15 protein-coding genes and 1 pseudogene are annotated in these 25640 nt (G+C 50.6%); 12 read left to right on the forward strand and 4 right to left on the reverse strand.

Annotation, left to right across the window (positions count from 1 at the left end; translation table 11 throughout):
- A partial coding sequence (locus HMPREF2954_RS08470; protein WP_141755657.1) for an ESPR-type extended signal peptide-containing protein occupies positions 1–10711 on the reverse strand: 10711 nt, incomplete at its 3' end.
- 818 nt (positions 10712–11529) lie between these two features.
- Here HMPREF2954_RS08470 and HMPREF2954_RS13050 point away from each other — a divergent pair.
- Positions 11530–11679: pseudogene (locus tag HMPREF2954_RS13050) on the forward strand (IS5/IS1182 family transposase); the annotation flags it as partial.
- A gap of 99 nt (positions 11680–11778) precedes the next feature.
- Here the strand turns inward: HMPREF2954_RS13050 and HMPREF2954_RS08480 are convergent.
- From HMPREF2954_RS08480 to HMPREF2954_RS08490, 3 genes are all read right to left on the reverse strand, one after another.
- A complete protein-coding gene (locus tag HMPREF2954_RS08480) occupies positions 11779–12399 on the reverse strand; it encodes a hypothetical protein (RefSeq protein ID WP_045073556.1) in 621 nt (206 codons plus the stop codon).
- A 168-nt stretch (positions 12400–12567) separates the two neighbouring features.
- A complete protein-coding gene (locus HMPREF2954_RS08485) occupies positions 12568–12846 on the reverse strand; it encodes a GIY-YIG nuclease family protein (RefSeq protein WP_003744780.1) in 279 nt (92 codons plus the stop codon).
- A complete protein-coding gene (locus HMPREF2954_RS08490; protein WP_045073558.1) occupies positions 12843–13733 on the reverse strand; it encodes a LysR family transcriptional regulator in 891 nt (296 codons plus the stop codon). The genes HMPREF2954_RS08485 and HMPREF2954_RS08490 overlap by 4 nt, the downstream gene beginning before the upstream one ends.
- A 189-nt stretch (positions 13734–13922) precedes the next feature.
- On the opposite strand from HMPREF2954_RS08490, the gene HMPREF2954_RS08495 reads away from it, so the two are divergent.
- From HMPREF2954_RS08495 to HMPREF2954_RS08545, 11 genes are all read left to right on the forward strand, one after another.
- Positions 13923–14912, forward strand: a complete 990-nt coding sequence (locus HMPREF2954_RS08495) for a DUF7021 domain-containing protein (protein WP_045073561.1) — start codon at positions 13923–13925, stop codon at positions 14910–14912.
- A 164-nt stretch (positions 14913–15076) separates the two neighbouring features.
- A complete protein-coding gene (locus tag HMPREF2954_RS08500) occupies positions 15077–15733 on the forward strand; it encodes an NAD(P)-dependent oxidoreductase (RefSeq protein ID WP_045073564.1) in 657 nt (218 codons plus the stop codon).
- A gap of 91 nt (positions 15734–15824) precedes the next feature.
- Positions 15825–16310, forward strand: a complete 486-nt coding sequence (locus HMPREF2954_RS08505) for a nuclear transport factor 2 family protein (protein WP_045073567.1) — start codon at positions 15825–15827, stop codon at positions 16308–16310.
- A 439-nt stretch (positions 16311–16749) separates the two neighbouring features.
- On the forward strand, positions 16750–18057 hold the full coding sequence (locus tag HMPREF2954_RS08510) for a nucleotide sugar dehydrogenase (RefSeq protein WP_003769118.1): 1308 nt from the start codon (positions 16750–16752) through the stop codon (positions 18055–18057).
- A 164-nt stretch (positions 18058–18221) separates the two neighbouring features.
- On the forward strand, positions 18222–19640 hold the full coding sequence (locus tag HMPREF2954_RS08515) for a lipopolysaccharide biosynthesis protein (RefSeq protein ID WP_070689088.1): 1419 nt from the start codon (positions 18222–18224) through the stop codon (positions 19638–19640).
- Positions 19641–19809: 169 nt separating this feature from the next.
- Positions 19810–21087 (forward strand): O-antigen ligase family protein, encoded by a 1278-nt coding sequence (locus HMPREF2954_RS08520; protein ID WP_049228401.1) that lies wholly within the window; start codon positions 19810–19812, stop codon positions 21085–21087.
- Positions 21088–21100: 13 nt separating this feature from the next.
- Positions 21101–22174 carry a glycosyltransferase family 4 protein gene (locus HMPREF2954_RS08525; RefSeq protein ID WP_045073577.1) on the forward strand — a complete coding sequence of 358 codons (1074 nt, stop codon included), beginning with the start codon at positions 21101–21103 and terminating at the stop codon, positions 22172–22174.
- A 14-nt stretch (positions 22175–22188) separates the two neighbouring features.
- Positions 22189–23361, forward strand: a complete 1173-nt coding sequence (locus HMPREF2954_RS08530; RefSeq protein WP_045073580.1) for a glycosyltransferase — start codon at positions 22189–22191, stop codon at positions 23359–23361.
- Positions 23354–23971 (forward strand): sugar transferase, encoded by a 618-nt coding sequence (locus HMPREF2954_RS08535; protein WP_039405705.1) that lies wholly within the window; start codon positions 23354–23356, stop codon positions 23969–23971. Before HMPREF2954_RS08530 ends, HMPREF2954_RS08535 begins: the two co-directional genes overlap by 8 nt.
- Positions 23958–24932, forward strand: coding sequence for an ATP-grasp domain-containing protein (locus HMPREF2954_RS08540; RefSeq protein WP_045073584.1), 975 nt, complete (start codon positions 23958–23960; stop codon positions 24930–24932). Before HMPREF2954_RS08535 ends, HMPREF2954_RS08540 begins: the two co-directional genes overlap by 14 nt.
- Entirely contained in the window at positions 24919–25605 is a 687-nt protein-coding gene (locus HMPREF2954_RS08545; RefSeq protein ID WP_045073586.1) for an HAD family hydrolase, read from the forward strand. Before HMPREF2954_RS08540 ends, HMPREF2954_RS08545 begins: the two co-directional genes overlap by 14 nt.
- The last annotated feature ends 35 nt before the right edge of the window (positions 25606–25640 follow it).

The raw sequence follows: 25640 nt of genomic DNA on the forward strand, positions 1-25640 counted from the left end.
CGGTGTCGCCCGCAGCGATTTTTTCGCTGTCGCTGTCTGCTTCATCGTTCGCTTTCAGCTTCCAGCCTTTATCGGCTGTCGCTTTCACTGACTTGATCGCGTCGTGGATGTTGTTTTCACCTGTTCCACCGATGTTGCTGGTCGTAACGTTGCCGTTGTTGTTGGCTGCGTTGCCGCCCAAGATGGTTGCCAGGTTCACTTGGGTAGCATCCAGCTGGGCTTCGGTCGCGGCTTTGTCCGATCCGGCCAATGGGGCGCTGCCCAATGTGGTGTTGGTCAGTCCGCTGACAATACCTTCTTTACCGTCAATCACGACCGGTTTGCCGCCGTTCGCCGCGTCTTTGCCGATGGTGACTTTCTCGGCCAGGCTGAAGTCGATTTCTTTGCCTGTACCGCTTGTGGTAACGATATTCTTGTCTTTGCTTGTGTACTTGACAGTATCGCCCAAGTTCACTTTTTCAGACGACCCGTTGTCCGCAACGATGTTCAGACCTTTGCCGACTTCTTCGCCCACTTTATCCAAAGCATCTTGAATCGTGCCTACGGCTTCATGTTTCGTACCGTCTGCTTTGGTTACAGTAAAGACAGGAGCTTCAATCGCACCAGTAATCGGGTTGATGCTGCTATTCAACGCTTTGGCAATCGGATTCAGCTGGCTGACGTTAACCGCATCAGTGTCTGCCACACCTTTGGCTACGTTGGCGATTTTGTTGCCGCCGTTGTTCAGACCGGCAGTAGTCAGAGACACTTGGCTTGGCGAACCGTCTGCACCGATCTTCAAACCTTCGGTAGTCAAGACGCTGTTGCCTGCGATAACACTTTCGGCAACCACGCTGGTCGCTGCCACTGAATCAGCTTTGACATGATCAAACTCAACGTCGTCTGAAGTTTCAACCGTCAGATCTTTGCCGCTGCGTTTCACTCGGATGTTCTTACCTTGTTTCACGGTCACGGTGTCGCCCGCAGCGATTTTCTCGCTGTCGGTCTCGTCGTTCGCTTTCAGGTTCCAGCCTTTGTCAGCAGTTTCTTTAACTGCGGCAATGGCTTCGTGGACGTTGTCTTTACCTGTACCACCAATGTTGTTGGTCGTTACGTTGCCGTTGTTGTTGGCTGCGTTGCCGCCCAAGATGTTTTTCAGATTCACTTGGGTTTCGTTCAGCTGCTCTTCAGTCGCAGCTTGACCTTTGGTGGCAAAGTCCGCACTGCCCAATGTGGTGTTGGTCAGTCCGCTCACTGTACCGGTCGTACCGTCAATCACAACCGGTTTTTGACCTGCTTTGCCAACGGTAATCTTGTCAGCCAGGCTGAAGTCGATTTCGTTGTTCGCTACGGTCGTCACGATGTTCTTGTCTTTGCTCGTATAGGTAACGGTTTCGCCCAAGTTGACTTTGTCCGCATTACCGTTGTCTGCGGCAATCTTCAGACCTTTGTTCAACTCGTCGCCGACTTTGTCCAATGCTTCTTGAACGGTATGCACTGGTGCACTTACCGTACCGTCCGCTTGTTTGACGGTAAAGTCAGGAGCCGCAACGGAACCGTCCGCACCAACGGTCGTGTTCAACGCTGTTGCCAACGGTTTGATTTGCTCGACATTTACTGCATCGGTGTCGTCCGTACCTTTGGCTACTTTGGTAATCTTATTGCCGCCGTTGTTCAGACCGGCAGTAGTCAGTGACACTTGGTTCGGAGAACTGTCATCACCAATCTTCAGACCGTCGGTCGTCAATACGCTGTTACCTGCGATAACGGTTTCTGCAATCACATTGGTGGCATTGACGGCATTGAATTCAACATCTTCTGAAGTAGCTACGGTGATGTTTTTGCCGTCGCGGGTTACTTTGATGTTTTTGCCGTCTTTGAAGTTAACCGTTTCGCCGGCAGCAACTTTCTCTTCGGTATCGTCGTTCGCTTGCAGCTTCCAACCTTTTTCCACCGTCTCTTTCACAGACTTGATTGCGTCGTGAACCGTATTTTGGTTAGTACCACCGATATTGCTCATAGCAATATTGCCGTTGGTATTTTCTGCGTTACCACCCAAGATATTTTTCAGGTTCACTTGGCTAGCATTCAGCTGTTCTTCGGTCGCAGCTTGGCCTTTGGTGGCAAAGTCCGTACCGCCCAAGGTTTTGTTGGTCAGTCCGCTTACCGTGCCGTTCGTACCGTCAAGGACAATCGGAGTGCCGCCGGCTTTGCCCAACGTAACTTTGTCGTTCAAACCGAAATCAACTTTGCCTCCCGGCAGGGTTTTGGTCTTAATGTTGCCATCGGTACCGGTGTAAGTAACGGTGTCGCCCAAGTTGACTTTTTCAGACGACCCTTCATCAGCGGCAATAACCAAACCTTTCTTCAACTCTTCGCCCACCTTATCCAAGGCTTCTTGAACCGTACCGACAGCGGTATTTTTCGTGCCGTCCGCTTTAGTTACGGTGAACGCGGGCGCAGCCACTTCACCCGTTGTCGGGTTGACTGTTGTGTTCAATGCGGCTGCAATCGGTTTAAGTTGCTCGACATTTACCGCGTCGGTATCCGCAGTGCCTTTGGCGATGTTGGAGGCTTTGTTGCCGCCGTTGTCCAGACCAGACTTGGTCAGGGAAACAGGAGCGTTTGCTGCGCCATTGGCAATAGTCAGTCCGTTGCCGTTCAACACGCTGTCGCCGACCGTGACTTTATTGAAAGCAACGTCGTCTGAAGTGGCTACAGTGATATTCTTACCTTCGCGGGTCACGGTGATGTTTTTGCCTTGTTTGATGGCTACTTCATCATCAGGACTGATTTTTTCGGCCTGTGCCGAAGTTTCTTCGTTCACTTTCAGCTTCCAGCCTTTTTCAGCAGTCTCTTTCACTGACTTGATCGCCTCGTGAATGTTGGCTTTGCCTGTGTCGCCGATATTGGCAGTGGTTACATTGCCGTTGGTGTTTTCTGCATTACCGCCCAAGATGTTTTTCAGGTTCACTTGGGTTGCATCCAGCTGGGCTTCGGTTGCGGCTTTGTTTGAAGTCGCGAAGCCGGTACCGCCTAACGTAATATTGCTCAAACCGCTCACTGTTCCCGTCGTACCATCGATACTGACAGGTTTGCCTGTGTCTTGACCGATTTTGACGGTATCGGCAAGTTTCAGTTGTACGCCGCCTTCAACTGTTTCGCTGACAATGTTGCTGTCGCCTTTGATGTTGACAGTGTCGCCCAATGCGTATTTTTTGCTGCCTTCTGTACCGCCAACGTTGATGCCTTTGGCGATATTTTCGGCATTGGTGTTGGCTTTCTGATCAACTTTGTACAGTTGCGCTCCATTAACAGCATCGGTGCTGTCAGCCGCAAGTGTGCCTTCGGCAACTTTGGTGATTTTGTTACCGCCGTTGTTCAGACCGTTTTTAGTCAGGGATACGGAAGAGCCTGCTGTACCGTTGGAGATGGTCAAACCGCTTCCGTTCAACTCGCTGTCGCCTGCGGTTACTTTGGGCGTATTCAACCCTGCACCTGTCAACTCGCTGCCGCCGACGGTTACTTTATTAAACTCGACGTCGTCTGAAGTCGCTACGGTGATGTTTTTGCCGTCGCGGGTTACTTTGATGTTTTTGCCGTCTTTGAACGTTACCGTTTCGCCTGCTGCTACTTTTTCGGCAGTATCGCCGTTGGCTTGCAGATTCCAGCCTTTTTCAGCAGTTTCTTTGACAGATTTAATTGCATCGCTGACGGTAATCTTGCCTGTTTCACCGATGTTGGTAACCGTTACCGTACCGTTTTGGTTGGTTGAACCTGTACCCAAAACATTTGCCAGATTGGTCTGCGCGGCATCTATCTGCTCTTCAGTCGCAGCTTGACCTTTGGTAGCGAAATCCGTATCGCCCAAGGTTTTGTTAGTCAGCCCGCTTACCGTGCCGTTCGTACCGTCGATAACAACTTTCTTACCGTCGGTTTTACCAATGGTGATTTTTTCGGCAAGACTGAAGTCGATATCCTTGTTCGTGCCACTAGTCGTAACGATATTTTTGTCTTTGCTCGTGTACTTGACGGTATCACCCAGATTGATTTTCTGGTTATTGCCGTTGTCTGCCGCAATGGTCAGGCCTTTATTCAATTCGTCGCTGACTTTGTTCAAAGCATCTTGAACGGTATGTACAGGCGTGCCTGCCGTACCGTCGGCTTGTTTGACGGTAAAGCTCGGCTGTCCGACCGTACCGTCTGCACCAACGGTCGTGTTCAATGCGGCTGCAAGCGGTTTGATTTGCTCGACATTTACCGCGTCGGTGTCTGCCGTACCTTTGGCTACTTTGGCAATCTTATTATTGCCGTTATCCAGACCGTTTTTGGTCAGGGAGACAGGGGCGTTTACTGCACCATTGGAGATAGTCAATCCGTTATCCTCCAACACGCTATTGCCCGCGGTAACTTTAGGCGTAACCAATCCTGCATTCGTCAGCGTGCTGTCGCCTGCTTTCAAGGTAGTCGCAGTTACGCTGGTCAACGTAATATCGTCATTCAGCTTGACGGTAACATTGTCGTTGTCGGCGGAAGTAGTGATGTTATTGCCGCCTTTGATGCCGACGCGCTCACCCAGTTTTTTGCTTGAGGTCGAAGTGTTGCCGTCCGCATCAAAAGTCAGACCTTTGTCAGCCAGCTCTTTAAGCTGGGCATAATTCACAGCATCATCTTCATTTTCACCTTTGGCAACTTTGGTGATCTTGTTGCCGCCATTGTTCAAGCCGGACTTGGTCAGGGATACAGGATTGTCACCATTGGCAATGTTCAAACCATCATTGGTCAGAACGCTGTCGCCCGCTTTGAGTTTATCGGCATTGACGGTTTGAACAGTGATTTCGTCTTTCAGCTTGACTTTAATGCCGTCTGTACCCGCTTCGGTAACCACATTTGTATCGTCGCCTTTAATTGCCAGCGTTTCGTCCAGTTTTTTGGTTACAGGAGAGCCGCTGTTGCCACTAAAGGTAATACCTTTGGTATCGACGATATTTTTTGCTTCCACACCCTTTTGAATCTCAGCTTTGGCGTCGTCTGAAAGGTCAATTTCGTAGTTGGTGGTTTTGGTTAGATTGCCGTTTGTCGTTTCAGACGACGTTAATTTCAGCTTACCACCGTTTTTCGTGCTGACCGTGGTATTGTCAGCATGAACGGTGTAGGTCGTTTTATTACCTGCTTCCACAGCAGTAACATGGGTATTGTCGCCCTTTTCTACCGCGCTGGTTTTTTCGCTGTTGGCAACAGCCTCATTGATGGCTTGTGCAACATCAGCAGCCGTGGCGAAAGCATCGCCCGTCTTTCCAGCATTAACCGTACCACCCGTACCCGCTGTCAATGTAGATTTATTGACATTGAACGCGACGGTGCCGTTTTTGTTTTCGGCGGTCGTACCTGTGCCATTAACGAAGTTCAGCTTGGAATCAGCTTGATTCAACGTTTTAGCATCTTCGCCGTTAACTTGTACGCCAATGTTTTGCAATGCGCTGTCGGCTTTTGTCAAAGAGGCTTTGGTTTTGTCTGACAAATCCAAATTGTAGGTAGTGACATTGGTGGTTGTATTTTCAGACGACGTCAGTTTCAAACCATCTACACTACTGTCGAGCGCTACGGCTGCGCCTTTGGCGTTGACGGTGTAAACCGTATGTCCGTCAGTCGGGTTATCGGTTTTGGTTACGCTGGCAACATTCGTACCCCCTTGAACCTCGGTTTTCGCGGCTTTAACTTGTTTATAGCTTGCTGCGTCATTATCTGCCACGCCGTCGGCAATGTTGGTAACCTTGTTGCCGCCGTTGGAGAGTCCGCCTGCAGTCAGGCTCACAGGGTTGCTGCCAGAGCCGATGGTTACGCCGGAGCCGTTAACAGTCGTGCCGGCAGTAGTTACATCGCCGCTAAAGGCTGCGGAAGTCAGGCCGGTCAATTCTTTTGCCAGTTTGACATTCAGCGTGCCGCTGTTTTTTTCCGTAACGACGCCGATATTGTTTTCAGACAGTTTGTCTGCATTGTTTTGTCCGCCTTTAACGGCTACGGTGCTGCCTAACAAGCGGTCGATTTTTTCACCTGAATCACCTTCAAAATATAACGGCGTGCGTACAGCGCTGCTCAAAGCGGTAAGCGCACCACCTACAGTGTTGTAATTAGCTACGCTTGTTTTTGAAGGATCGCCTGAAATGACGTTGTAAGTCGGCGCAGTAATCGTGCCGTCGGGATTCACTTGCGTACCGATGGCTTCAGCAATTTTGTTCAATTGGGAAACATTGACCGCATCATTGTTTTTAGCACCGTTCTTCACATTGCCGACTGTGGTCGGAGTAGTGGTTTGCGGATCGGTCGGGTTCAATGCGGCAATGGTTACATCGCCTGTGTACGGAGTGCTGTCATCCATATGTTTGAACGATACGGTTTTCGCTCCTGTACCCGAATCTACTGTTACCTCGCGCTTCAGCAATCTACCGTCTTTATCAATATAAGAGAACGGCGCATCATTATTGACAGTTGTCAGCGTGCTGACGCGCAGGTTTGCCATTGCTTCTTGCAATTGCTCCAGATTAACCGCGTCGCTGGCAGTATCACCTTTGGCAACATTAGTAATCTTGTTGCCGCCCATATCCAATCCGCCCTTAGCGGTAACTTTGCCCGTGAATTCAGGATTATCGACGGTATTGATGCTGACGGTTGCACCGTTTTGACGCAGGGAGATATTTTTGCCCGCTTCCAGCGTAATGGTCGAACCGCTGGTAATGTTTTGCAGCGAGTCATCTTGTACCGTACCGTTGGTATTAGCAGTTTTCGCTGTTGTCAGCTTGAACGGTTTGTACGCATTAGCATTCAGATCACGAATAGCCGCATCGATGGTATTTTTGCCTGTACCGCCGATGTCTCTCATCGTAAAGCTGCCGTTTTCACCAACCTCGGCATTGCCACCCAATATATTTTTAACGGTTTGGGCAGTATTACCCAAAACGTTTTGTACTGCGTACAGCTGGCTGCCGTTGATGGCATCGGTAGAAGTGCTAGAAATTTCGCCCGGAGCAACGTTTTTCAATTGACGTTCATAGCCTGCCGTACCGAAAGACACTTGGTCGCCCGGATTAATATTGTTGCCGCCTGCAAAGCCTGAATATTTCAGATTGTTGACAGTAGCTTCGTTGACTTTGGTTGCATCGGTTGCAGTCGTACTGCCCGCACCGATTGCCACAGAGTTGCCTTTGGTGGCTTTCGCGCCCATACCGAATGCGGCAGAGGCGACGCCTTGAGCGCGTGTACCCGTACCGAACGCAGTAGACAATTCGCCTTCTGCCTGTGATTTAGTACCAATGGCTACCGCAGCTTCGCCTGAGGTCGTCAGAGTATAGGAGTCCTTGCCGGTCTGCATCTCATCGCCGGTATAGTCTTGATAAACTTCTTTAACCGTTTTACCACTCATGCCGTCAACGACTTTTGCAGCAACAGTATCCCAGTCGTCTGAACCGATAGCGATAGAAGAATTGCCTTTTGCGTATACATTGTTACCGATGGCAGTAGATTGATCACCCCATGCATTGGCATATGCACCGATAGCAACAGTTTGATTGGTATCTTGATTGGATGCGGACATTGCCGGATTGGTTGCAGAAGCGTGATAGCCGATAACGACAGAGCGTGAATTATTGGATTTCGCTTCTTCACCGATAACGATGGAGCTGTATTTCATGGCTTGGGCTTTGTTACCGATAGCGATGGCTGCGGCCTGTGCAGCATTGCTTTCACTGCCGATGGCAACGCCGTGTTCATGTGCATAAGCTTTCTGACCGACAGAAACTGCATTCTGACCGTTGCTCACACTCTCCAAACCAATTGCAATGGCACGCTCACCATTGGAATTCGCACTATTGCCGAACGCCAGAGAATTTACCTTCCATGCATTACTTTGCTTGCCCAAAGCGATTGCCGACTCCCCTGAAGCATTGGCGTTTGAGCCAACAGCTAATGCATCATCCGCATGAGCTTTCGCCTGAACACCTGTTGCGACGGAATTGTTACCTGTCGCCTGGGCACCAGAACCAAAGGCGATTGCCTTAATCGCTGTTGCTTTCGCTTCATCACCCAATGCAACGGTATATCCGGCAGATGCGACAGTATTCCTACCTAAAGCCATTGCTTGGTTTTGCGAAGCATTAGCGTTGTTACCAAATGCAATGGTATTTTGCCCCGTCGCTTTGGATTCATTGCCAAGAGCGACTGCATTAGCATTTGTAGCTTGCGCATTTCTACCTGCCGCCAAAGAGTTTTCGCCTAATGCATTAGCGTAATAACCAAAAGCCGATGCACCCGATTTAGTCGCTTGGGCATACGGACCGACGGCAGAAGAAGAATCGTCAGTAGCATTTGCCCCGTCGCCAATGGCTACACTGGATTTGCCCGAGGCTTTGGAATTTTGACCGCCTGCAAAAGAATTCTGACCGAAGGCATTTGCAGCCTGACCGACGGCGGTCGCGTTCGTACCGCTGGCTTTACTTGCCGCACCCACGGCGACCGAGCCTTCGCCCGTGGTCGTACCGTTGACATTGACAATAGAGCCTGTGGCTGCTTCAACGGAAGCCTTGTTGCCGATTACTACCGCGTTTTTCGCCGCCGCTTTGGTTTCGCTACCGACTGCGATGGCAGATTCAGCCGATGCCTGAGCCTTCAGACCTACCGCAGTTGTACCATTGGCAGTCGCAGAAGCATCTACACCTGCGGCAAGCGCGTTGTCGCCTGTCGCACCGTCGTTGTTGTAGTTGCCTTTAGTTTGATCTTCGTTTTTGACGCTGTAAAAATGGGTTTGCGACGTACCGGTCAGTTTACCGTCAACAACCTTGATGGTTTTGTCGTCCACCTTAACGTCGTATTTGATTTTAGTATTGCCGTCTGCTTCAGTCTCAACGGTAACGGTAGTTGCATTGCCGTCGGCAAATTGCACGCTTTCTCCGGGCGTAACAATGCCCTTCGCCGCGCCCGCATTGTCTTTGACGGCAAAGCCTTGGTTGACGTAAGTATTGAGATTGGTCAACGCGCCGCCTACGTTGGTTGCGGCTGCCGTATTGAATTTGGTCGCACTGTTGCCTGTGGCATTCGGTGTCGCATTGCCTTTGAACACATCATAAGACGGCAGCGTTACCGTACCTTGATTGTTTGTAGAATCAATGCCTACAGCTGCGTTGCCGCCCAATGCATCGGCAACTGCTTTGGCGATATTGCCCGAACCTACATGAAGCGCGTAAAGTTGGCTGCCGTTAATCGCGTCGGTGGAAGTTGAGGTAATCGCACCTGGGGCAACATTTTTAAGCTGGCGTTCGTAGCCTACCGAACCGAAAGAAACCTGCGAACCGTGCGTCAAGTTGTTGGTACCCGCGAAACCACCATAGGTAATACCATTTACAGTTGCAGTAGTTATCTTTTCCGCATTAATGGTTGTGGTCGAGCCCGCACCAATAGCAACGGATTTATCCTGAGTAGCGGACGCACCCACACCGAATGCTGATGCACCCAAACCACTAGCTGTCGAACCTGGACCAAAAGCCGTTGATAGAGCACCAGTCGCACGCGCCTTCACACCTACCGCAACCGCTGCGGTAGCTGCTTCCGTACCCGCATAACCCCCAGCCATATCAGAACCAGTCAATACCTTGTACTGTGCATTTACAGTTTTTTTTGCTTCATCCCAGTCATCGCCACCAATGGCAACAGACGAATCCCCTTTTGCGCGGGTATTGTTACCAATGGAGGTTGATTGCTGACCCGAAGCAGTGGCATCCGGACCGATGGCAACGGCTTGAGTATCGCCTATCGCCTTAGCTCCCGTACCAATGGCAATACCTTGTCTGGAGGTTGCTTTAATCTCTCCATATTTAACATCATCACTACCAATAGCGATAGAGGCCTCTCCCGTTGCCTGTGTATTTTTACCGATAGCAATCGATTTAAGAATTGATGCATTCGCGTTCGTCCCAAAAGCAACCGCATCTACGCCCGTAGCCTTCGCATTCGTACCGAAAGCAAGCGTATCATCCCTCGTAGCCATCGCACGTCGACCAATAGCGGTACTGCGAGCCCCTGAAGCCAAAGTCGCGCCACTGCCGTCATTCAATTCTGTATTTATACCACGCCCCCAGCGGTCACTCCCCCCGATGGCAACCGCAAACTGGCCTGTAGCCTGTGTCCAACCGCCAATGGCTGTCGCACCGCGCGCCTTCGCCTCGGCGCGACCACCCAGAGCAGTAGTAAATTGATCCGAGGCTATCGTATCCGAACCAATAGACGTAGCCTTAGCTGCATTTGAATTTGCACCCGTACCAATAGCAATCGCATTATTACCATCAGCATACGTAGCCGTAGTTTGATCACTACCACCGATTGCAATAGCACCCGTATTGAGCCCAAGAGGAGGTGCAGCCCTTGTTCCCGCACGAGAATATGCACCAACCGCAACTGCACCTGTACCATTAGCATTACCGCCGTTGATCGCAGTTTCCCCACCCGAACCATTGACAACTTGACCGGCAGGCGCAACCACTGCCCAAGCCCCTTCGGAAAATCCCAATAATGCCGCGCTCAACGCCGTCAGCCTGAACAAGGTTTTCAGACGACCTTCCTCTGAGGTGCGCACATCCCCTTCAGCACCTTCGCCGCTTGATTTGACACGTCCCTTCGCCAATTCGGAAGTAACGACGAAAGAGCCGATGGTACGGTTCCATACTACCTTGAAAATCTTATTCATAACAATCTCTCTTGGTTGGATTTATTAAAAAATATCAGATTGAATTCAAGCATATACAATCAAAACAAGACGTACTCCCCGCACTGTCCCGCCGCCAAATCTTCTTCTTCAAGGCACACGCGGATTTTATGAGACAGGCATTCATTTATTTTGTTTATATATTATTGAAAATCAAATAGGTTGACGTTAATTGTCACTTAAGTACAATTTTTAGAACATATCTATATCAGTAGATATAATATAGAAACTTCATCAAATTGCCGTTTATTCAAAATAAACTCCGATAATCTTTGAGTTTCTTTTATTTTTTAACGCATATTTACTTTTATAAGTGGAACTATGTATGTTATCCTGCAATTCTTATGCCAAACTCTCATACTGCATTTATGGCTATGTCTTTTTGTATTATGTTTATACTTGAATGAATATAATGAAAGAACTTTAATATGCCGTTGCAACGGTATTGATTTGTAGAATTAATCCTTCACTTTGCGCTTACCGTCTTCTAGTGTAAGGAAGGGAATTGACAGCAGGAGCCTGCGTCAGTCCGGGAAAATACAACTGTTCCTCTGCCATAACTCCCGTCAACTGTATTCGTGGGCATAGCCCGCGCTACATCCGATCTTTTAAACTCTCACTAGCGGGCATAGGGAAAACGACGCAAAAAGGTCGTCTGAAAATGCGTGCATCGCAAGCCCGATGCTTTTTCAGACAACCTTCTTAAAACAGGTTGCTATAAACCGTAACGCGGACTTTGCCCGCGACAATACAACTTTCCTTCTGCCTTTACCCCCACCAACTGCATTCGTGGGCATAGCTCACGCTATAGTGGATTAAATTTAAATCAAGACAAGGCGACGAAGCCGCAGACAGTACAGATAGTACGGCAAGGCGAGGCAACGCCGTACTGGTTTAAAGTTAATCCACTATACATTCCGATCTTTCAAACTCTCGCTAGCAAACATAGGAACACAACGCAAAAAGGTCGTCTGAAATATCCATAGCGGGTTTCGCTACTTTTCAGACGACCTTTTGAAGGTGGATTGCAATAAAGCTATAAAAAAGAATCAACGCCCCATTTCGCTCTGCATGGCGCGGATGCTTGCCTGCCTGTCGCTGACATCACGGGTCAGGCGGTTGATTTTTGCCTGATCCCCCTGACGGCGGGCGGCGGCAAGTTGGGATTGGGCACGCGCTAGTGCGGCCTGCTCGTTGCGGACTTCTTTTTGAAGGATTTGCTTACGCGACATTTGAGGCTTCGCAGGTGCGGATACAACGGGCGCAGGAAGGATTTTCGCTTTGCGGTTCATCTCTGCGGCACGCGCTTTGGCGGCTTTGGTATCCGGCTGGTTGCGCAGTCTCACATCCAGGCGGGGATTGGCGGCTTCTGCGGTGTTGGTTACGCTGCTTACTGCCGGACGCGGAAGGATTTTAATGTCGTCAATTTCGGGGGCTGCCTGACCGATGGCTTCTTTTAGGTTGACCGTTTCGGGAACAGCGCTGTCGGCTTCTTCGCTGCTGACGGTCGCGCTGCCGTCAACATGGGACACGGTACATTCGGCACCGGTTTTCTGGTTGGTAAAGACAATGCCGTTTGCGGTTTTGCAGATATAGGTAACGGGATTTGCGGATACGGCTGAACTGCTGAGGCAGAGCGCAGCCGCAAGGATATAGGGTATCGGTTTCATGGCGGCCTCAAGATTTGCGGGAAGCGGGCATTATACTATGCTGCCGGTTAGGGAATTTCAACTTATCTTTCAAGAATGTTAAATTCAGCGATTTACAGAAAATAGGGGTCGTCTGAATTCTGTTTTTCAGACGACCTTTTTTCCATATGCCTTCGGGCAAAATTCGCACTACCGCTCAGTGGAGGCATTTCCCGCCGCTGCTTCCCACAACTCCCTCTTCTTCCCTGCCGTCAGTTTTTTGATGGCGATTTCCTGTTTCAATGCCTCGCTTTTGGAGAGGTCGTCTGAAACGATACGCATCGCCGTCGGTTTGTTCAGCCGCGTGTATTTCGCGCCTTTGCCGGCGAGGTGGGCGGCAAACCGCTCTTGCGGGCGGTTGCTGATGCCGCAGTAAAGCGCGCCGTTTTCGCACAAAATCAGGTAAACGCTCCAATTTTCCGCGCTCATGCGTCTGCTTCCTTGGCGAAACTTTCCGTAAAGATACGGACGGCGGCTTCGGTTTTGGCGGACTGGACGCGGTAAGGCGTCACCAAATAAAGGCTGACCGGCGGCAGCGTCCATTCGGGCAAAACGGTTTTCAGACGACCTTGGGCGATTTTTTCCCGAACTTCGCCGCCCACTTGCAAAGATAAACCGAAACCGCTTTCGGTCAGGCTGCACACGGCGGCAAGATGCGTACAGGCAGTGCTGTCGGCAATATCGAGAAAATAGCTTTCACCGCCGTGTTGCAAGGTCGTGCGCACGTGCAGGAAGTGCAGCCAGCGGTGTGCATGAAGCTGCGAGGGATGGGCGATGGGCGGATGGCGGTCGAGATAATCGGGTGCGGCGCAAATGCTGTACGGCCAGGTAACGAGATGACGCGCGACCAGATTGGGATCGTCCAAGGCGCGGTCGCCGCCGCGTATGGCGATGTCGGTCTGATTGTGTTGCAGGTCGTCCAAAGTATCGCTGAAATTGAGGACGGGACGGATTTTGGGAAACTCGGTTTGCAATCTTGCAAACGCCGTCTGAAAAGCGCGGGAACCGATGACGCTGGAAGTCAGGGAGATACGCAATTCGCCGACGGGTTCGGTTTTGAGATTGTCGATAACGGTACGCGTATCGGCAAGGGTGGCGGCGAGGCGGCGGCAGTATTCGCCCAAGGCACGGCCGGCATCGGTCGGCGCAAGGCTGCGCGTGCTGCGGTTTAACAGCTTGATGCCGTGCAGGGTTTCGAGGCGGTTGATGTGCTGGCTGACGGCAGACGGGGTCATGCCCAGCGCGGCAGCGGCGGCGTTCATGCTGCCGTGTTCGAGGACGGCGGCGAAAACGAGCAGGGGTTTGATGTCTTGCATGGTGTTTACCGGATTGGAATCGGCGTTTTCAGACGACCTGTTGGGAATACTGCGGATTATATAGCGCGGATGAAAAATCGGCGCAGAACTGATTGGGCGGTTGAGCCATATTCGCTTATCGCCATTTGCATATCTACCCTTTTTCAGGTATACCGCCAATTGATGTTCACATTTTAAAAGGATTTTATGATGGCTTCTTTCGACGAACCGGGCCGTGTCAAACGTGAAGGCATACTGACGCGCCTGCTGCGTTTTTTGGGTATCGGTCCTTCTGCCGAAGATGAACAAGAGCGCGCGCGTTTGGCGGCTTTGAATTTGAATACGGCGGTTTATGCCGACTTATTCGCCAACGAATCGGAAGAAATGCTGGTCTTGACTTCCGATTTCGACCCCGAGATAGGAACATTCAGGATTAATGCGGGCATAGGTGGCGGCAAAAAACAATTCCAAGCCAAAAGCTGCCCAATTTTAGGCTATGTCCATGTTAAAAGCGGTACGTTCATGGATCAGCCCGTATACAAGCTGACCTGGGGAGAAGACGATGCAAGCAACCCTTTTAAAAACTGTTCATTTCAGACGCTCAAGCCACTGACTGTGTACCGTATCCGAAGTAAGTTAGCCATGGATTGGGAGCCATTCGGAGGCGAGTGGTTGAGCCATATACTTTTAGTTGAGGTGCTCGAAAGCGATGCACACAATCAAGAATTGGAAAACCTACGCCGCGAATATCTGAATCCCGTTTTGTTTACCCATCCGCTGGCAACATTCAGATTAAACACATTTATGGAAAATTTCGAAGCCAAGGCAGAATGGGCGGGGCTGCCTGTGAAATTGTCTTTGAACGCAGAGGGCGACAAACCAGCGGGCGGTACCCTCAAACGCTTGCCGGAAGTATTTGCCCAACAGACGCAACTCTATGCCTCCCTAAACACCTACCTGCTCGAACATATCCGCAAACACAACGGCATCCGCACCAAAGACGGATTTTTTCCCAATCCGCATCCGACGGCGGAAAGCTTCCTCCAAGACTTAAAGCTGCAAAAATTGGATTTTTTCGATCAGGATTTCGATATCGTGTTTCACAATGATGACGATGCATTGGTGCCTGACGGCGAATACTATTTCTATGTCTCATTTGATCCCAAGGGGAACATTACCGGCATCGAATCCATCCACTGACAACAGGTCGTCTGAAACTTTAAACCCCGTTTCAGACGACCTTTTTTCATCCTATTATTTAGCTCAACTTTATAATAACAACAGTAAAACAGGGATTATCAAGCGTTTCAGACGACCTTACAATGCGTTCATCTAATTAATCACATCCCAACAAGGAGTCAAACATGAAAATCGCAGTCATCGGCGCAACAGGTTATGTCGGCAACGCAGTCGTTCGAGAATTGGCAGGCCGCGGTCATGAAGTGACCGCTTTCGCGCGCAATACGGATAAAGTGTTCCAAGCGCAAAATGTTGCCGCCGTCTCCGCAGACGTGAACGCGGCGGACTTCGCCGGCAAGCTGGCAGGCTTTGACGCCGTGGTCAGCGCGTTCAATCCCGGCTGGACCAATCCGAATATCGGCGCGGATTTCACACGCGGCGCGAACAGCATCGTCGAAGCGGCAAAAGCGGCGCAAGTGCCGTATCTCTTAATCGTTGGCGGCGCAGGCAGCCTGTATGCCGCGCCTGATTTGCAAGTTGTCGATACGCCCGACTTCCCCAAAGCCATTTACGACGGCGCCAATGCCGCACGCCACCTTTTGACCGCACTCCTGCCGCGCCGCGATGTGAACTGGTCTTTCGTTTCCCCTCCGGCACGACTGGGCGCGGACGGCGGTTTCAGCGAAGACAAAACCGGCAAATACCGCTTGGGCAAAGACGATTTGCTGATGGACGGCGAAATTCCGGCAGGCATCAGCGTGGCAGATTTGGCAGTAGCCATCGCCGACGACGCGGAAAACAAAGCGCATTTGTTTGAACGCTTTACCGTTGCCGCCGCTTAACCGCCGCCTAGGGCAAAGGTCGTCTGAAAACCTTAAAAATCAGATTTTTAGACGACCTATCCATCCCCCAAAACCAAAATGAAATCGAAAAATGAAAAAAATCATCGCCGTCTTACTGACCGCAGCCGCCCTCTTATCAACCGCCGCATACGCCGCTCCCAAAGCCAAACCCTTACATACCAAAGCCGCGCAAACCCAAGAGGCAATCAACAAAGCCAACACCCTCGCCTTCTACGACCTCGCGTTCAACCAGCACAAACTGCAAGAAGCCGTCAGCAAATATGTCGGCAAAACCTACATCCAGCACAATCCGACCGTTGCCGACGGCGGACAGGCATTCATCGATTCCTTCGCCCCGTTCTTGAAAGAAAATCCCGGCTCGCACGCCGCAGTGAAACGCATCGCGGCGGAAGGCGATTTGGTGTTCATGCACGTCTTCAGCCAAACCTCCGCCCAAGACCGGGGCGAAGCGGTCGTCGATATTTTCCGCTTCGACCGCAACGGTAAAATCGTCGAACATTGGGACGTGATTCAATCCGTACCGGAAAAAACCGTGAGCGGGCATTCTATGTTTTAAAATGCCTTGAAGCGATACGGCAAAATGTGCAAAGGTCGTCAGAAAACCCAATTTTTAAGGTTTTCAGACGACCTTTATAATTTTACGTCCGGTTTTACAAAAATCTTAACCTTGGTTAATTTACGAAAATATTTTGGAATTTACAATCGGCAAATCATTTGTATTTACAATGCAAATTTTTGTAACTAACGAAATAATATACATTAAAAACAACAAGATTTCTTTCTTTCCGTCATCATTGTTTTATAATATATGCATATATTATAATACTGCATTTTTTGTTCGCGCCGTATTTTATATAAGGCGTAAAACTTTTTTTTCCCCTTTTACTCTAAACCTGCGAACAGCTCCTCCTCTTTCCCTGAATGCCTCCACAGGCAGGCACGGCGCGAGTCCGACATGGTCGCGTCGGTTTGTTTTCCATCACATGAGACCTATCATGAAAAATACCACCATTCAGAAATTTGCAGATAAAACCGCCAAAATCGGTATCGTCGGCTTGGGCTACGTCGGCCTGCCTCTGATGCTCCGCTATGTGGACATCGGTTATCAGGTTTTGGGCTTCGACATCGACAAAACCAAAGTCGACAAACTCAACAAAGGCGAGACCTACATCGAGCATATTCCTGCCGAGAAAATCGCCGCCGCTTCAAACAGCCTGTTTGAAGCCACCACCGACTTCTCCCGCATCGGTGAAGTGGAAGCCGTGATTTTGTGCGTACCGACTCCGTTGAACAAATACCGCGAGCCGGACATGAGTTTCGTTATCGACACCACCGACGCGGTGAAACCTTACCTTCGCGCCGGTCAAGTGCTGTCTTTGGAATCCACCACCTACCCCGGTACGACCGAAGAAGAATTGCTGCCGCGCGTTGAAGAAGGCGGTTTGAAAGTCGGTAAAGATGTGTTCTTGGTTTACTCTCCGGAGCGCGAAGACCCGGGTAACCCGAATTTTGAAACCCGTACCATCCCGAAAGTCATCGGCGGTCATACCCCTGCTTGTTTGGAAGTCGGTATCGCGCTGTACCAGCCTGCCATCGACAAAGTCGTACCGGTAAGCTCCACCAAAGCCGCCGAGCTGACCAAACTTCTGGAAAACATCCACCGTGCCGTGAACATCGGCTTGGTGAACGAGATGAAAATCGTCGCCGACAAAATGGATGTCGATATTCATGAAGTCATCGCCGCTGCGGCAACCAAACCGTTCGGCTTCGTCGCCTACTATCCCGGTCCGGGCTTGGGCGGTCACTGTATCCCCATCGATCCGTTCTACCTGACTTGGAAAGCGCGCGAATACGGCGTGAACACCCGCTTCATCGAGCTGGCAGGCGAAGTGAACTCCCATATGCCCGACTACGTCATCAGCAAAGTGGGCCTGGCTTTGAACGAACACAACCGTTCCATCAAAGACAGCAAAATCTTGGTTTTGGGTATCGCCTACAAGAAAAACGTGGACGACATGCGCGAAAGCCCGTCTGTGGAGGTGATGGACCGCCTGCACAAATTGGGTGCAAACATTTCCTACTCTGACCCGCACGTGCTTGAGTTCCCGTACATCCCCGGCCACCACTACTTCGACCTGAAGAGCGAGCCGCTGACGCCAGAAACCGTAGCGAAATACGACTGCGTAGTCCTGACCACCGACCACGATAAGTTTGACTACGACATGATTGCCGAACACGCCAAACTGATTGTCGATACGCGCGGCAAGTTCCCTGCGAAAAACCCGAAAGTCGTGAAAGCGTAACACCTTTGATGATTGAGGCGGACTGCTTGCCGACAGCTCTCGGCAGGCAGTCGGCTTTCTTAGACCGTTTGTTTTCAGACGACCTAAGAAAGCCCTTATTTATATGATGCTGCTGCGTTTTCAGGTCGTCTGAAAATCTTGGCGGCAACAAACCCCACCTATTTATGAATATAAGAAAAATACTCGGTTATGCCTTAGGCCCGATAGGCAGCGCGGCTTTCGGCATCCTCTCGCTTCCGCTGATTTCATGGTACTACCCTGCGGAAGACATCGGCCGCATCGTCTTACTGCAAACCATCTCCGGTCTGGCCATCCTGATTTTGGGGCTGGGTTTGGATCAGGCGTATATCCGCGAATATTACGCCGCTAAAGATAAAGCGTCCCTGTTTAAATCCATCAGCCTGTCGCCGTTCGTTTTGACGACTGTCGTGATTTTGGCGGTGCTTGTATGGAATACGGCTTGGCCGGCAGATTTGATTTTTGATTTGCCAGATAAAACCTTGGGCTTGCTGTTTTTAATTTTCCTGCTGACCTGCCTGTTTGCGCGGTTTCTCTCCCTAATACTGAGGATGCAGGAAAAAGCTGTCGCCTTTTCTCTCAGCCAGCTGACACCGAAATTCCTGATTTTGGCGTTGGTTTTGTTATTCGTTTTCAGCGGTGTCGAAACTGATACCGTCAGTCTTGTCCTTGCCTACACCGTGGCGCAAGTATTGACTGTCGCCGTTTTGACATACCAAACCAGACATGAACTGCGCGCTGCTGCGCGCGCTCCTTGGTCGTCTGAAACCCATCATGCAAGCCTGCGCTACGGTTTGCCCTTGGCATTCGGGAATTTGGCTTATTGGGGATTGACCTCAATCGATCGTTTTGCGCTCAAACAGTGGGCGGGTTTGAATGAGCTTGGCATTTACTCGATGGCGGTCAGCTTCGGCGCGGTTGCCCTGATTTTTCAAAGCGTATTCTCAACCATTTGGGCGCCTTTGGTGTTCAAATGGGTGGAAGACAAAACCCATTTGGATAAAATCGGCGGCATCACCCTTTCGATGACCGAATTAATCAGTGCGATGATTTGTTTTATCGGCATTTTCTCGCCCGTCGTTACTTGGATATTGCCCGACAAATACGCTCCGGTACAGTTTTTGCTGCTCTCATGCATGTTGTATCCGCTGTTTTATACGCTTACGGAAGTCAGCGGTATCGGATTGAACGTTGTCAGACGAACTTGGTTAATTACAGCAGTCAACATTGTCGCTTTTGCCATCAATTTCAGTCTGCTGTCGCTACTGGTTCCCCATTTGGGGGCGCGTGGTGCAGCCATAGCGAGCGCAATATCGTTTTGGGTGTTTTGCATCATCAAAACCGAATTTTCATCTAGGGTGTGGCGTCCTCTGCCGCGGCTGAAAATTTATACCAATACCGCTTTGAGCGTACTGCTTTGCCTGAGCTACACCTATTTCGGCACAAAGGAAAATTATCCGTTGTTCGCCTTGCTTTGGCTGGCAGGACTCTCCTATCTGATATGGCGTCGCAAGTCGTCCCTTATTTCGGCAGCAGCTGCTGTCAAGAGTCGTCTGAAAAGATAATCCGAAGGAAGCGGCAGTTTTCAGACGGACACAAAACCATCGGAACTGAAACTTTTCGGCCGATATACCGCCCAATACATTACCGACGCATTCAGTCGGATTCTGCGGTCAGACAAATTGTTTCTGCATATAATAATATTTCCGAAACCGTCCCACCTCAGGAAACAAAGTGAAACTCAAAACACAAACTTTATACATTACGCTGATATACACGATTTCAACCGCCTATATGCTGGGGCCGATGCTGTCGTACAAAGCCGGTATTCCGCGTATCGACAACCCCCTGACCATCCTGCTGCTGCCTACCGCCCTGCTGATTTTTGCGTTAGAGTCCAAACGGTTCAACGGCAAAGCAGGCAGGATGTTGGCAGCGCTTGCCATCATGTGCGGTTGGGGCGGCATCCATCTGTTTATTACCACGCTGGATTCGGTCAGGATTATGGATACGTTTTTTTTCCTGTCCCTACCCAGCCTGTTTTATCTGCTGTACCTGGTATTGAGCCGACATGAAAATCCGATGGCGTTTATCCGCCACCTGCTGCTTTTTTTCTGCGCATTTATCATCATCCCGCCCGCTGTGGAGATTTTGACCGGCATCCAATTCGTTCAAGCAGATGAAGTATTGGCCATTGATGCGGGGATTATTAAGGGTTTCTTCTTTAACCCTAACAACTTAGGCACGACCGCCCTCTGTTTTGCGCCTGCCGTTTTAGTATTTTTCAATATTGATGTCAGTAAAAAAGAATACTTGCTCGGCTTGATACTTTTTTTATGTTTGGGCGTAGTCATTTTTGCCAGTGCGTCGCGTACCGCTACCCTGTGTTACATCATTTTGTTTATCCTGAACTTGATTTACCGTAACAACGGGCTGTTTACGCTGATGACCATAGGTGTTACAGGCGCGGGATTGTCGATGATTCCGAAACAGTACATTGCCGATTTCCTGCTCTCCCTGCACGGTAATGCCTTTTTGGAAAATATTTCCTCACGCCTGTATTTGTTCCTGTTTGATTTGGAAAGCGACAATTCGGTCGGCTACCGTCAGGAAATCTATAACTATTTCTGGGAACATCCGCCATTCCTGCTGTTGGGCTATGGTCCGAAAAAATTCCAAGAATATTTCGGCGGCCACTTGAGCGACAGCCTGGCGTTTGAAAACCCGCACAGCTTCCTTATCGAGCTATACCTCGGTTTCGGTCTGATTTCGCTGACGGCTTTTTTGTTCTATGCCGCATACTATTTCTTCTGCGTCGCCGCAGGCAGGAATATGAAAAGCAAGCAGCGCGTCATTGGGTTGGCAGCAATGGGATTGTTCCTTTTGGCAGGTTTTATCCCGTCCACCATTTTTCGTATGCCCTTCATCTGGCTGCCCTGCTTTTTGATTTTCCTATACAGCGTCCTGCCGCAGCGCGATACGGCGTATAGCGCGTACCGATACACCCCTTGATAGAAAACACGATATGAAAAAAATTGTTTTGACTACTTCCATGTCCGGCCTCGGCGGCACTGAAAACGCAACCTTCCGCTTAGGACGGTTGCTCAGGCAGCGTGGCCACGAGGTTGTCCTTGCCTCTTCCGATGGCCCACTCATCAAAGAAGCCCAAGCCTTGGGCATCCAATGGCGTCCTATTGATTTTTATCAGGGCGGCATCTTGGGCTACATCAAGGGCATGTTCGCCTACATGAAGATGTTGAAACAGGAAAAACCCGACATCGTCCACTGCCAAATGGCGCGCATCGTTCCCGCCTGCGCCATCGCAGCAAAAATAGCTTCTCCCAAAACCAAAGTGTTCTACCACGCGCGCGGTCTGGATGCTGAAACTTATCCGAAAATCGCCAAACTTTTCGACAAGCTGGGCGTATATATCATCGGCAACTGCAGACACGAACAGGAAAAACTCATCCGCCACGGTTTCCCTGCCAACCGCATCACCTACACCTACAACGCCCTGCACAAAGCCGATTACGTTCCTGAAAAAACCGCCAAAGACTACGTCATGCTCGGCACGCTGTCGCGCTTGGATACCGTCCGCGCCGTGCATGTGATGCTGGACATCTTTAAGAAAATGGTCGACCGCAATATGCCCGTGCGCCTGAACGTAGCAGGCATAGGCGAAGAAATGGACAATCTGAAAGCGCAAGCGAAACGCCTGGGCATAGACGACAAAGTCACCTTCCTCGGCGGCGTGCGCGATTTGACCGGCTATTTCAAAGACGTGGATATTTTGGTGAACACGCCGCACTGCATCGGCGACCACGGTGCAGGCGTCGGCAACAACATCCTTGAAGCTGGCCTCTACGACACGCCCGTCGTGACCTACAACATGGGCGGCATTTCCGAAATGGTCATTACCGGAGAAACCGGATACTGTTTCCCCTTCGGCGAAGACGAAGCCTTTATCGAAGCCGTCGATCAACTCATCAAGCAGCCCGAGCTGCGCGAAAAAATGGGTAAAGCCCTGCATAAACACGTTGAGACCTTGTGTTCCGATGATGAAATCTATCGCACCACAATGGCCGCTTACGATATGTGAGGTCGTCTGAAAATATGAACATCACCATCGTCGCCCCCTACTGTTCGCTGCCGTCCGAGCCGCATTTCAACCGCTTCTGGTATCTAGCCGAGCTGTTGTCGCAATCTCATGACGTGCTGCTGATTACCAGCAATTTCAAACACTACGACAAATCTTTCAGACGACCTGAAGATGCCGAATCTGCTTCGCAAGGCCGTCTGAAAGTCATGCTGCTGGAAGAGAGCGGCTACGGCAAAAACGTCTCGCTGGACCGTGTCAAAAGCCATCATGTGTTCGTCAAACATTTTGAGCAATGGCTGAACAACTGCCGTCCGGGCGAGCAAGACGTCGTCTTTTCCGCCTACCCGCTGATTGCCACCAATCTGCTCTTGGGTGAACACAAAGCGCGTTTGGGCTACAAGCTGATTATCGACGTGCAGGACGTATGGCCGGAATCCTTCTCCTCGGTCGTGCCGTTTTTGAAAAAAATCCCGCACAACCTGCTCCCCTTCTCCTCCCGCGCCAACCGTGCCTACCGCTACGCCGACGCGCTGGTCGCCGTATCTCAGACCTACCTCGACCGCGCCAAAGAAGCCAATCCGAACGTACCCGGCGAAGTCGTCTATATCGGCGCGGATTTTCCGAAACTCGATGCCGCGCCGGCAAAAGACTTCGGCGACGACAAAACCCGTTTCTTCTATTTGGGTACGCTCAGTTACAGCTATGACGTAGAAACCGTGTGCAAAGGCGTTCGGAAACTGTTGGACGACGGCGAAAATGTAGAGCTGCACATCATGGGCGGCGGCCCCGATTTGGACAGGCTCAAACAATACGCCTGCGACGGTATTAAGTTTTACGGCTACATCCCCTACGCCGAAATGATGTCGGTCGCCAAAGGCTGCGACATCTCGGTCAACGCCATCCATTCCTACGCCATGCAGTCGATTACCAACAAACTGTCCGACTATATGGCATTGCAAAAACCGATTTTAAACAGCCAGGTCAACGACGAAGTCGCCGAAGTCCTCACCCTGCTGCCGCATGCGGACTACCGTTCCGGCGACGTGGACAGCTTCGTCCAAGCCGCCAAAGACATTCTGGCGCGCCAAAACGACCCCGTTCAATCCGACGAAATCGTCCGCCGCTTCAAGCGCGACGTGGCGTATCAAAAAATCGTCAACCTGATTGAAAGATTAGCCCATGAGTAAATTCTTCAAACGCCTGTTTGACATCATCGCCTCCGCCTCAGGACTGATTTTCCTCTCGCCCGTATTTTTGATTTTGATATACCTCATCCGCAAAAACTTGGGCGAACCGGTATTCTTCACCCAAGAGCGGCCGGGCAAAGACGGCAAACCGTTCAAAATGATCAAATTCCGCTCCATGCGCGATGCGGTCGACAAAGACGGCAACCCGCTGCCCGACAGCGAGCGGCTGACCCCTTTCGGCAAGAAGCTGCGCGCGACAAGCTTGGATGAACTTCCTGAGCTTTGGAACGTTCTAAAAGGAGAGATGAGCCTGGTCGGCCCAAGACCGCTGTTGATGAGCTACCTGCCGCTTTACAACGAATTTCAAAACCGCCGCCACGAAATGAGGCCCGGCGTTACCGGTTGGGCACAGGTCAACGGACGCAACGCGCTTTCGTGGGACGAAAAGTTCGCACACGATATTTGGTATATCGACCATTACAGTTTTTGGCTGGATATGAAAATCCTGTTTTTGACGGTCAAAAAAGTCTTTATCAAAGAAGGCATTTCGGCTGAGGGAGAAGCCACCATGCCGTATTTCACAGGGAATGACACAGATGAAAAAAAATAACGTACTTATCCTTTCCGCAGGAAGACGAGTTGAATTGGTACAGGATTTTCAAACCGAAGCCGCCAAGTTTTCAGACGATGTCAAGATTTTGACGACGGACTTGGTACCACGTATGTCTTCCGCCTGCCACGTTTCGGACGGTTCGTTCGAAGTGCCGCTGATCAGTTCGGATTCGTATATCGACAGCATCTTCGATCTGGCGGTACGAGAAAACATCGGTTTAATCATCCCCACCATAGACACCGAACTGCAAAAACTGGCAAACGAACGCGGCCGCTTCGAAGCGGCAGGTATCCACATCATCGTTTCCGATGCGGACTTTATTGCGCGATGCCGCGATAAACGTAAAACTGCCGACCTATTTGCCCACTACGGCATACGCTCGCCCGAAATTTACGACCGCGAGAAGTTGGTTTTCCCTTGCTTCGCCAAACCTTACGACGGCAGCCGCGCCATCGGCGCCAAACGGATTGACACACCAGCCGATCTGATACCTGAAGTATTGGCAGATCCCAAATTAATGTTCTGCCAGCTTATCGACATCGAAAACGAATTTTTCGAGTTTACCGTCGATATGTATTACGACCATGAAGGTCGTCTGAAATGCGCCATCCCGCGAAAACGCTTGGAAGTGCGTACCGGCGAAGTCAGCAAAGGCATTACCCGCAAAAACAGCCTCTACCAAACACTGCTGGAAAAAATGGCGGTATTGGAAGGCGCGCGCGGCTGCATTACGGCGCAATTCTTCTGCAACGAAGAAACCGGCGAATTCTACGGCGTGGAAATCAACCCCCGCTTCGGCGGCGGCTTCCCGCTGACGTATGCCGCAGGCGGCAATTACCCAGGCTGGCTGATGCACGAATACTTCCGCAACGAAGAAATCCCGTTTTCAGACGACTGGGAAAACAACCTCATCATGCTGCGCTACGATGCCAAGGTCTTGGTTCATGAAAACGATTAATCCCGAAACCGCCGTCATTGTCTTCGACTTGGACGATACGCTGTACTCGGAATACGAATACAAGCTCTCCGGCATCCGTGCGATCGTCGATACCGTCGCCGCCCTGTATCCCGATTGGGATTCAGACGACCTATGGCGCAGTATCGACCCCGACGGCAAAGACTGGCTGGACAAGTTGTGCCGCCACTGCGGTTTCAACGAATCGGAAAAACAGGTTCTTCTGTGGCAATACCGGCTGCACCGCCCGACGCTGACGCCGTATGCCCCGCATGATTTCCTGTCCGAGCTGACCGCGCCCTTTGCCGCACGCGCACTGATTACCGACGGCAGAAGCCTGACCCAACGCTTGAAACTGGAAGCCTTGGGGCTGTATTCCCTGTTTGACGACATCCTCGTCTCCGAAGCCTGCGCTTCGGAAAAGCCCGACGGCAAACGCTTCCGCTATTTAAAAGACAAATATGCCGGCAAGGCAGACTGTTTCATCTACATCGGCGACAACCTTTCCAAAGACTTCATCGCGCCGAACGCTTTGGGCTGGATTACCATAGGCTTGCGTCCCTCCGGGCGTAATATCCACATTCACCCGCCTGAAAGTTTTAGTACAGAATATCATCCCGCTTTTTGGATTGACTCCCTTCAAGATTTAGCTTCCCTAATCAATTCAAGCATTTAGCCATTACATAATCAAACGTACACTCACAATGCCAA

Origin of the sequence: Neisseria sp. HMSC067H09 (assembly GCF_001814135.1) — a bacterium.
Classification (GTDB): domain Bacteria; phylum Pseudomonadota; class Gammaproteobacteria; order Burkholderiales; family Neisseriaceae; genus Neisseria.

Excerpts from the sequence above, each read along its gene's own strand:
- HMPREF2954_RS08480 (WP_045073556.1), bottom strand. The coding sequence starts at position 12,399 with ATGAAACCGATACCCTATATCCTTGCGGCTGCGCTCTGCCTCAGCAGT.
- HMPREF2954_RS08485 (WP_003744780.1), bottom strand. The coding sequence starts at position 12,846 with ATGAGCGCGGAAAATTGGAGCGTTTACCTGATTTTGTGCGAAAACGGC.
- HMPREF2954_RS08490 (WP_045073558.1), bottom strand. The coding sequence starts at position 13,733 with ATGCAAGACATCAAACCCCTGCTCGTTTTCGCCGCCGTCCTCGAACAC.
- HMPREF2954_RS08495 (WP_045073561.1), top strand. The coding sequence starts at position 13,923 with ATGGCTTCTTTCGACGAACCGGGCCGTGTCAAACGTGAAGGCATACTG.
- HMPREF2954_RS08500 (WP_045073564.1), top strand. The coding sequence starts at position 15,077 with ATGAAAATCGCAGTCATCGGCGCAACAGGTTATGTCGGCAACGCAGTC.
- HMPREF2954_RS08505 (WP_045073567.1), top strand. The coding sequence starts at position 15,825 with ATGAAAAAAATCATCGCCGTCTTACTGACCGCAGCCGCCCTCTTATCA.
- HMPREF2954_RS08510 (WP_003769118.1), top strand. The coding sequence starts at position 16,750 with ATGAAAAATACCACCATTCAGAAATTTGCAGATAAAACCGCCAAAATC.
- HMPREF2954_RS08515 (WP_070689088.1), top strand. The coding sequence starts at position 18,222 with ATGAATATAAGAAAAATACTCGGTTATGCCTTAGGCCCGATAGGCAGC.
- HMPREF2954_RS08525 (WP_045073577.1), top strand. The coding sequence starts at position 21,101 with ATGAAAAAAATTGTTTTGACTACTTCCATGTCCGGCCTCGGCGGCACT.
- HMPREF2954_RS08530 (WP_045073580.1), top strand. The coding sequence starts at position 22,189 with ATGAACATCACCATCGTCGCCCCCTACTGTTCGCTGCCGTCCGAGCCG.
- HMPREF2954_RS08535 (WP_039405705.1), top strand. The coding sequence starts at position 23,354 with ATGAGTAAATTCTTCAAACGCCTGTTTGACATCATCGCCTCCGCCTCA.
- HMPREF2954_RS08540 (WP_045073584.1), top strand. The coding sequence starts at position 23,958 with ATGAAAAAAAATAACGTACTTATCCTTTCCGCAGGAAGACGAGTTGAA.
- HMPREF2954_RS08545 (WP_045073586.1), top strand. The coding sequence starts at position 24,919 with ATGAAAACGATTAATCCCGAAACCGCCGTCATTGTCTTCGACTTGGAC.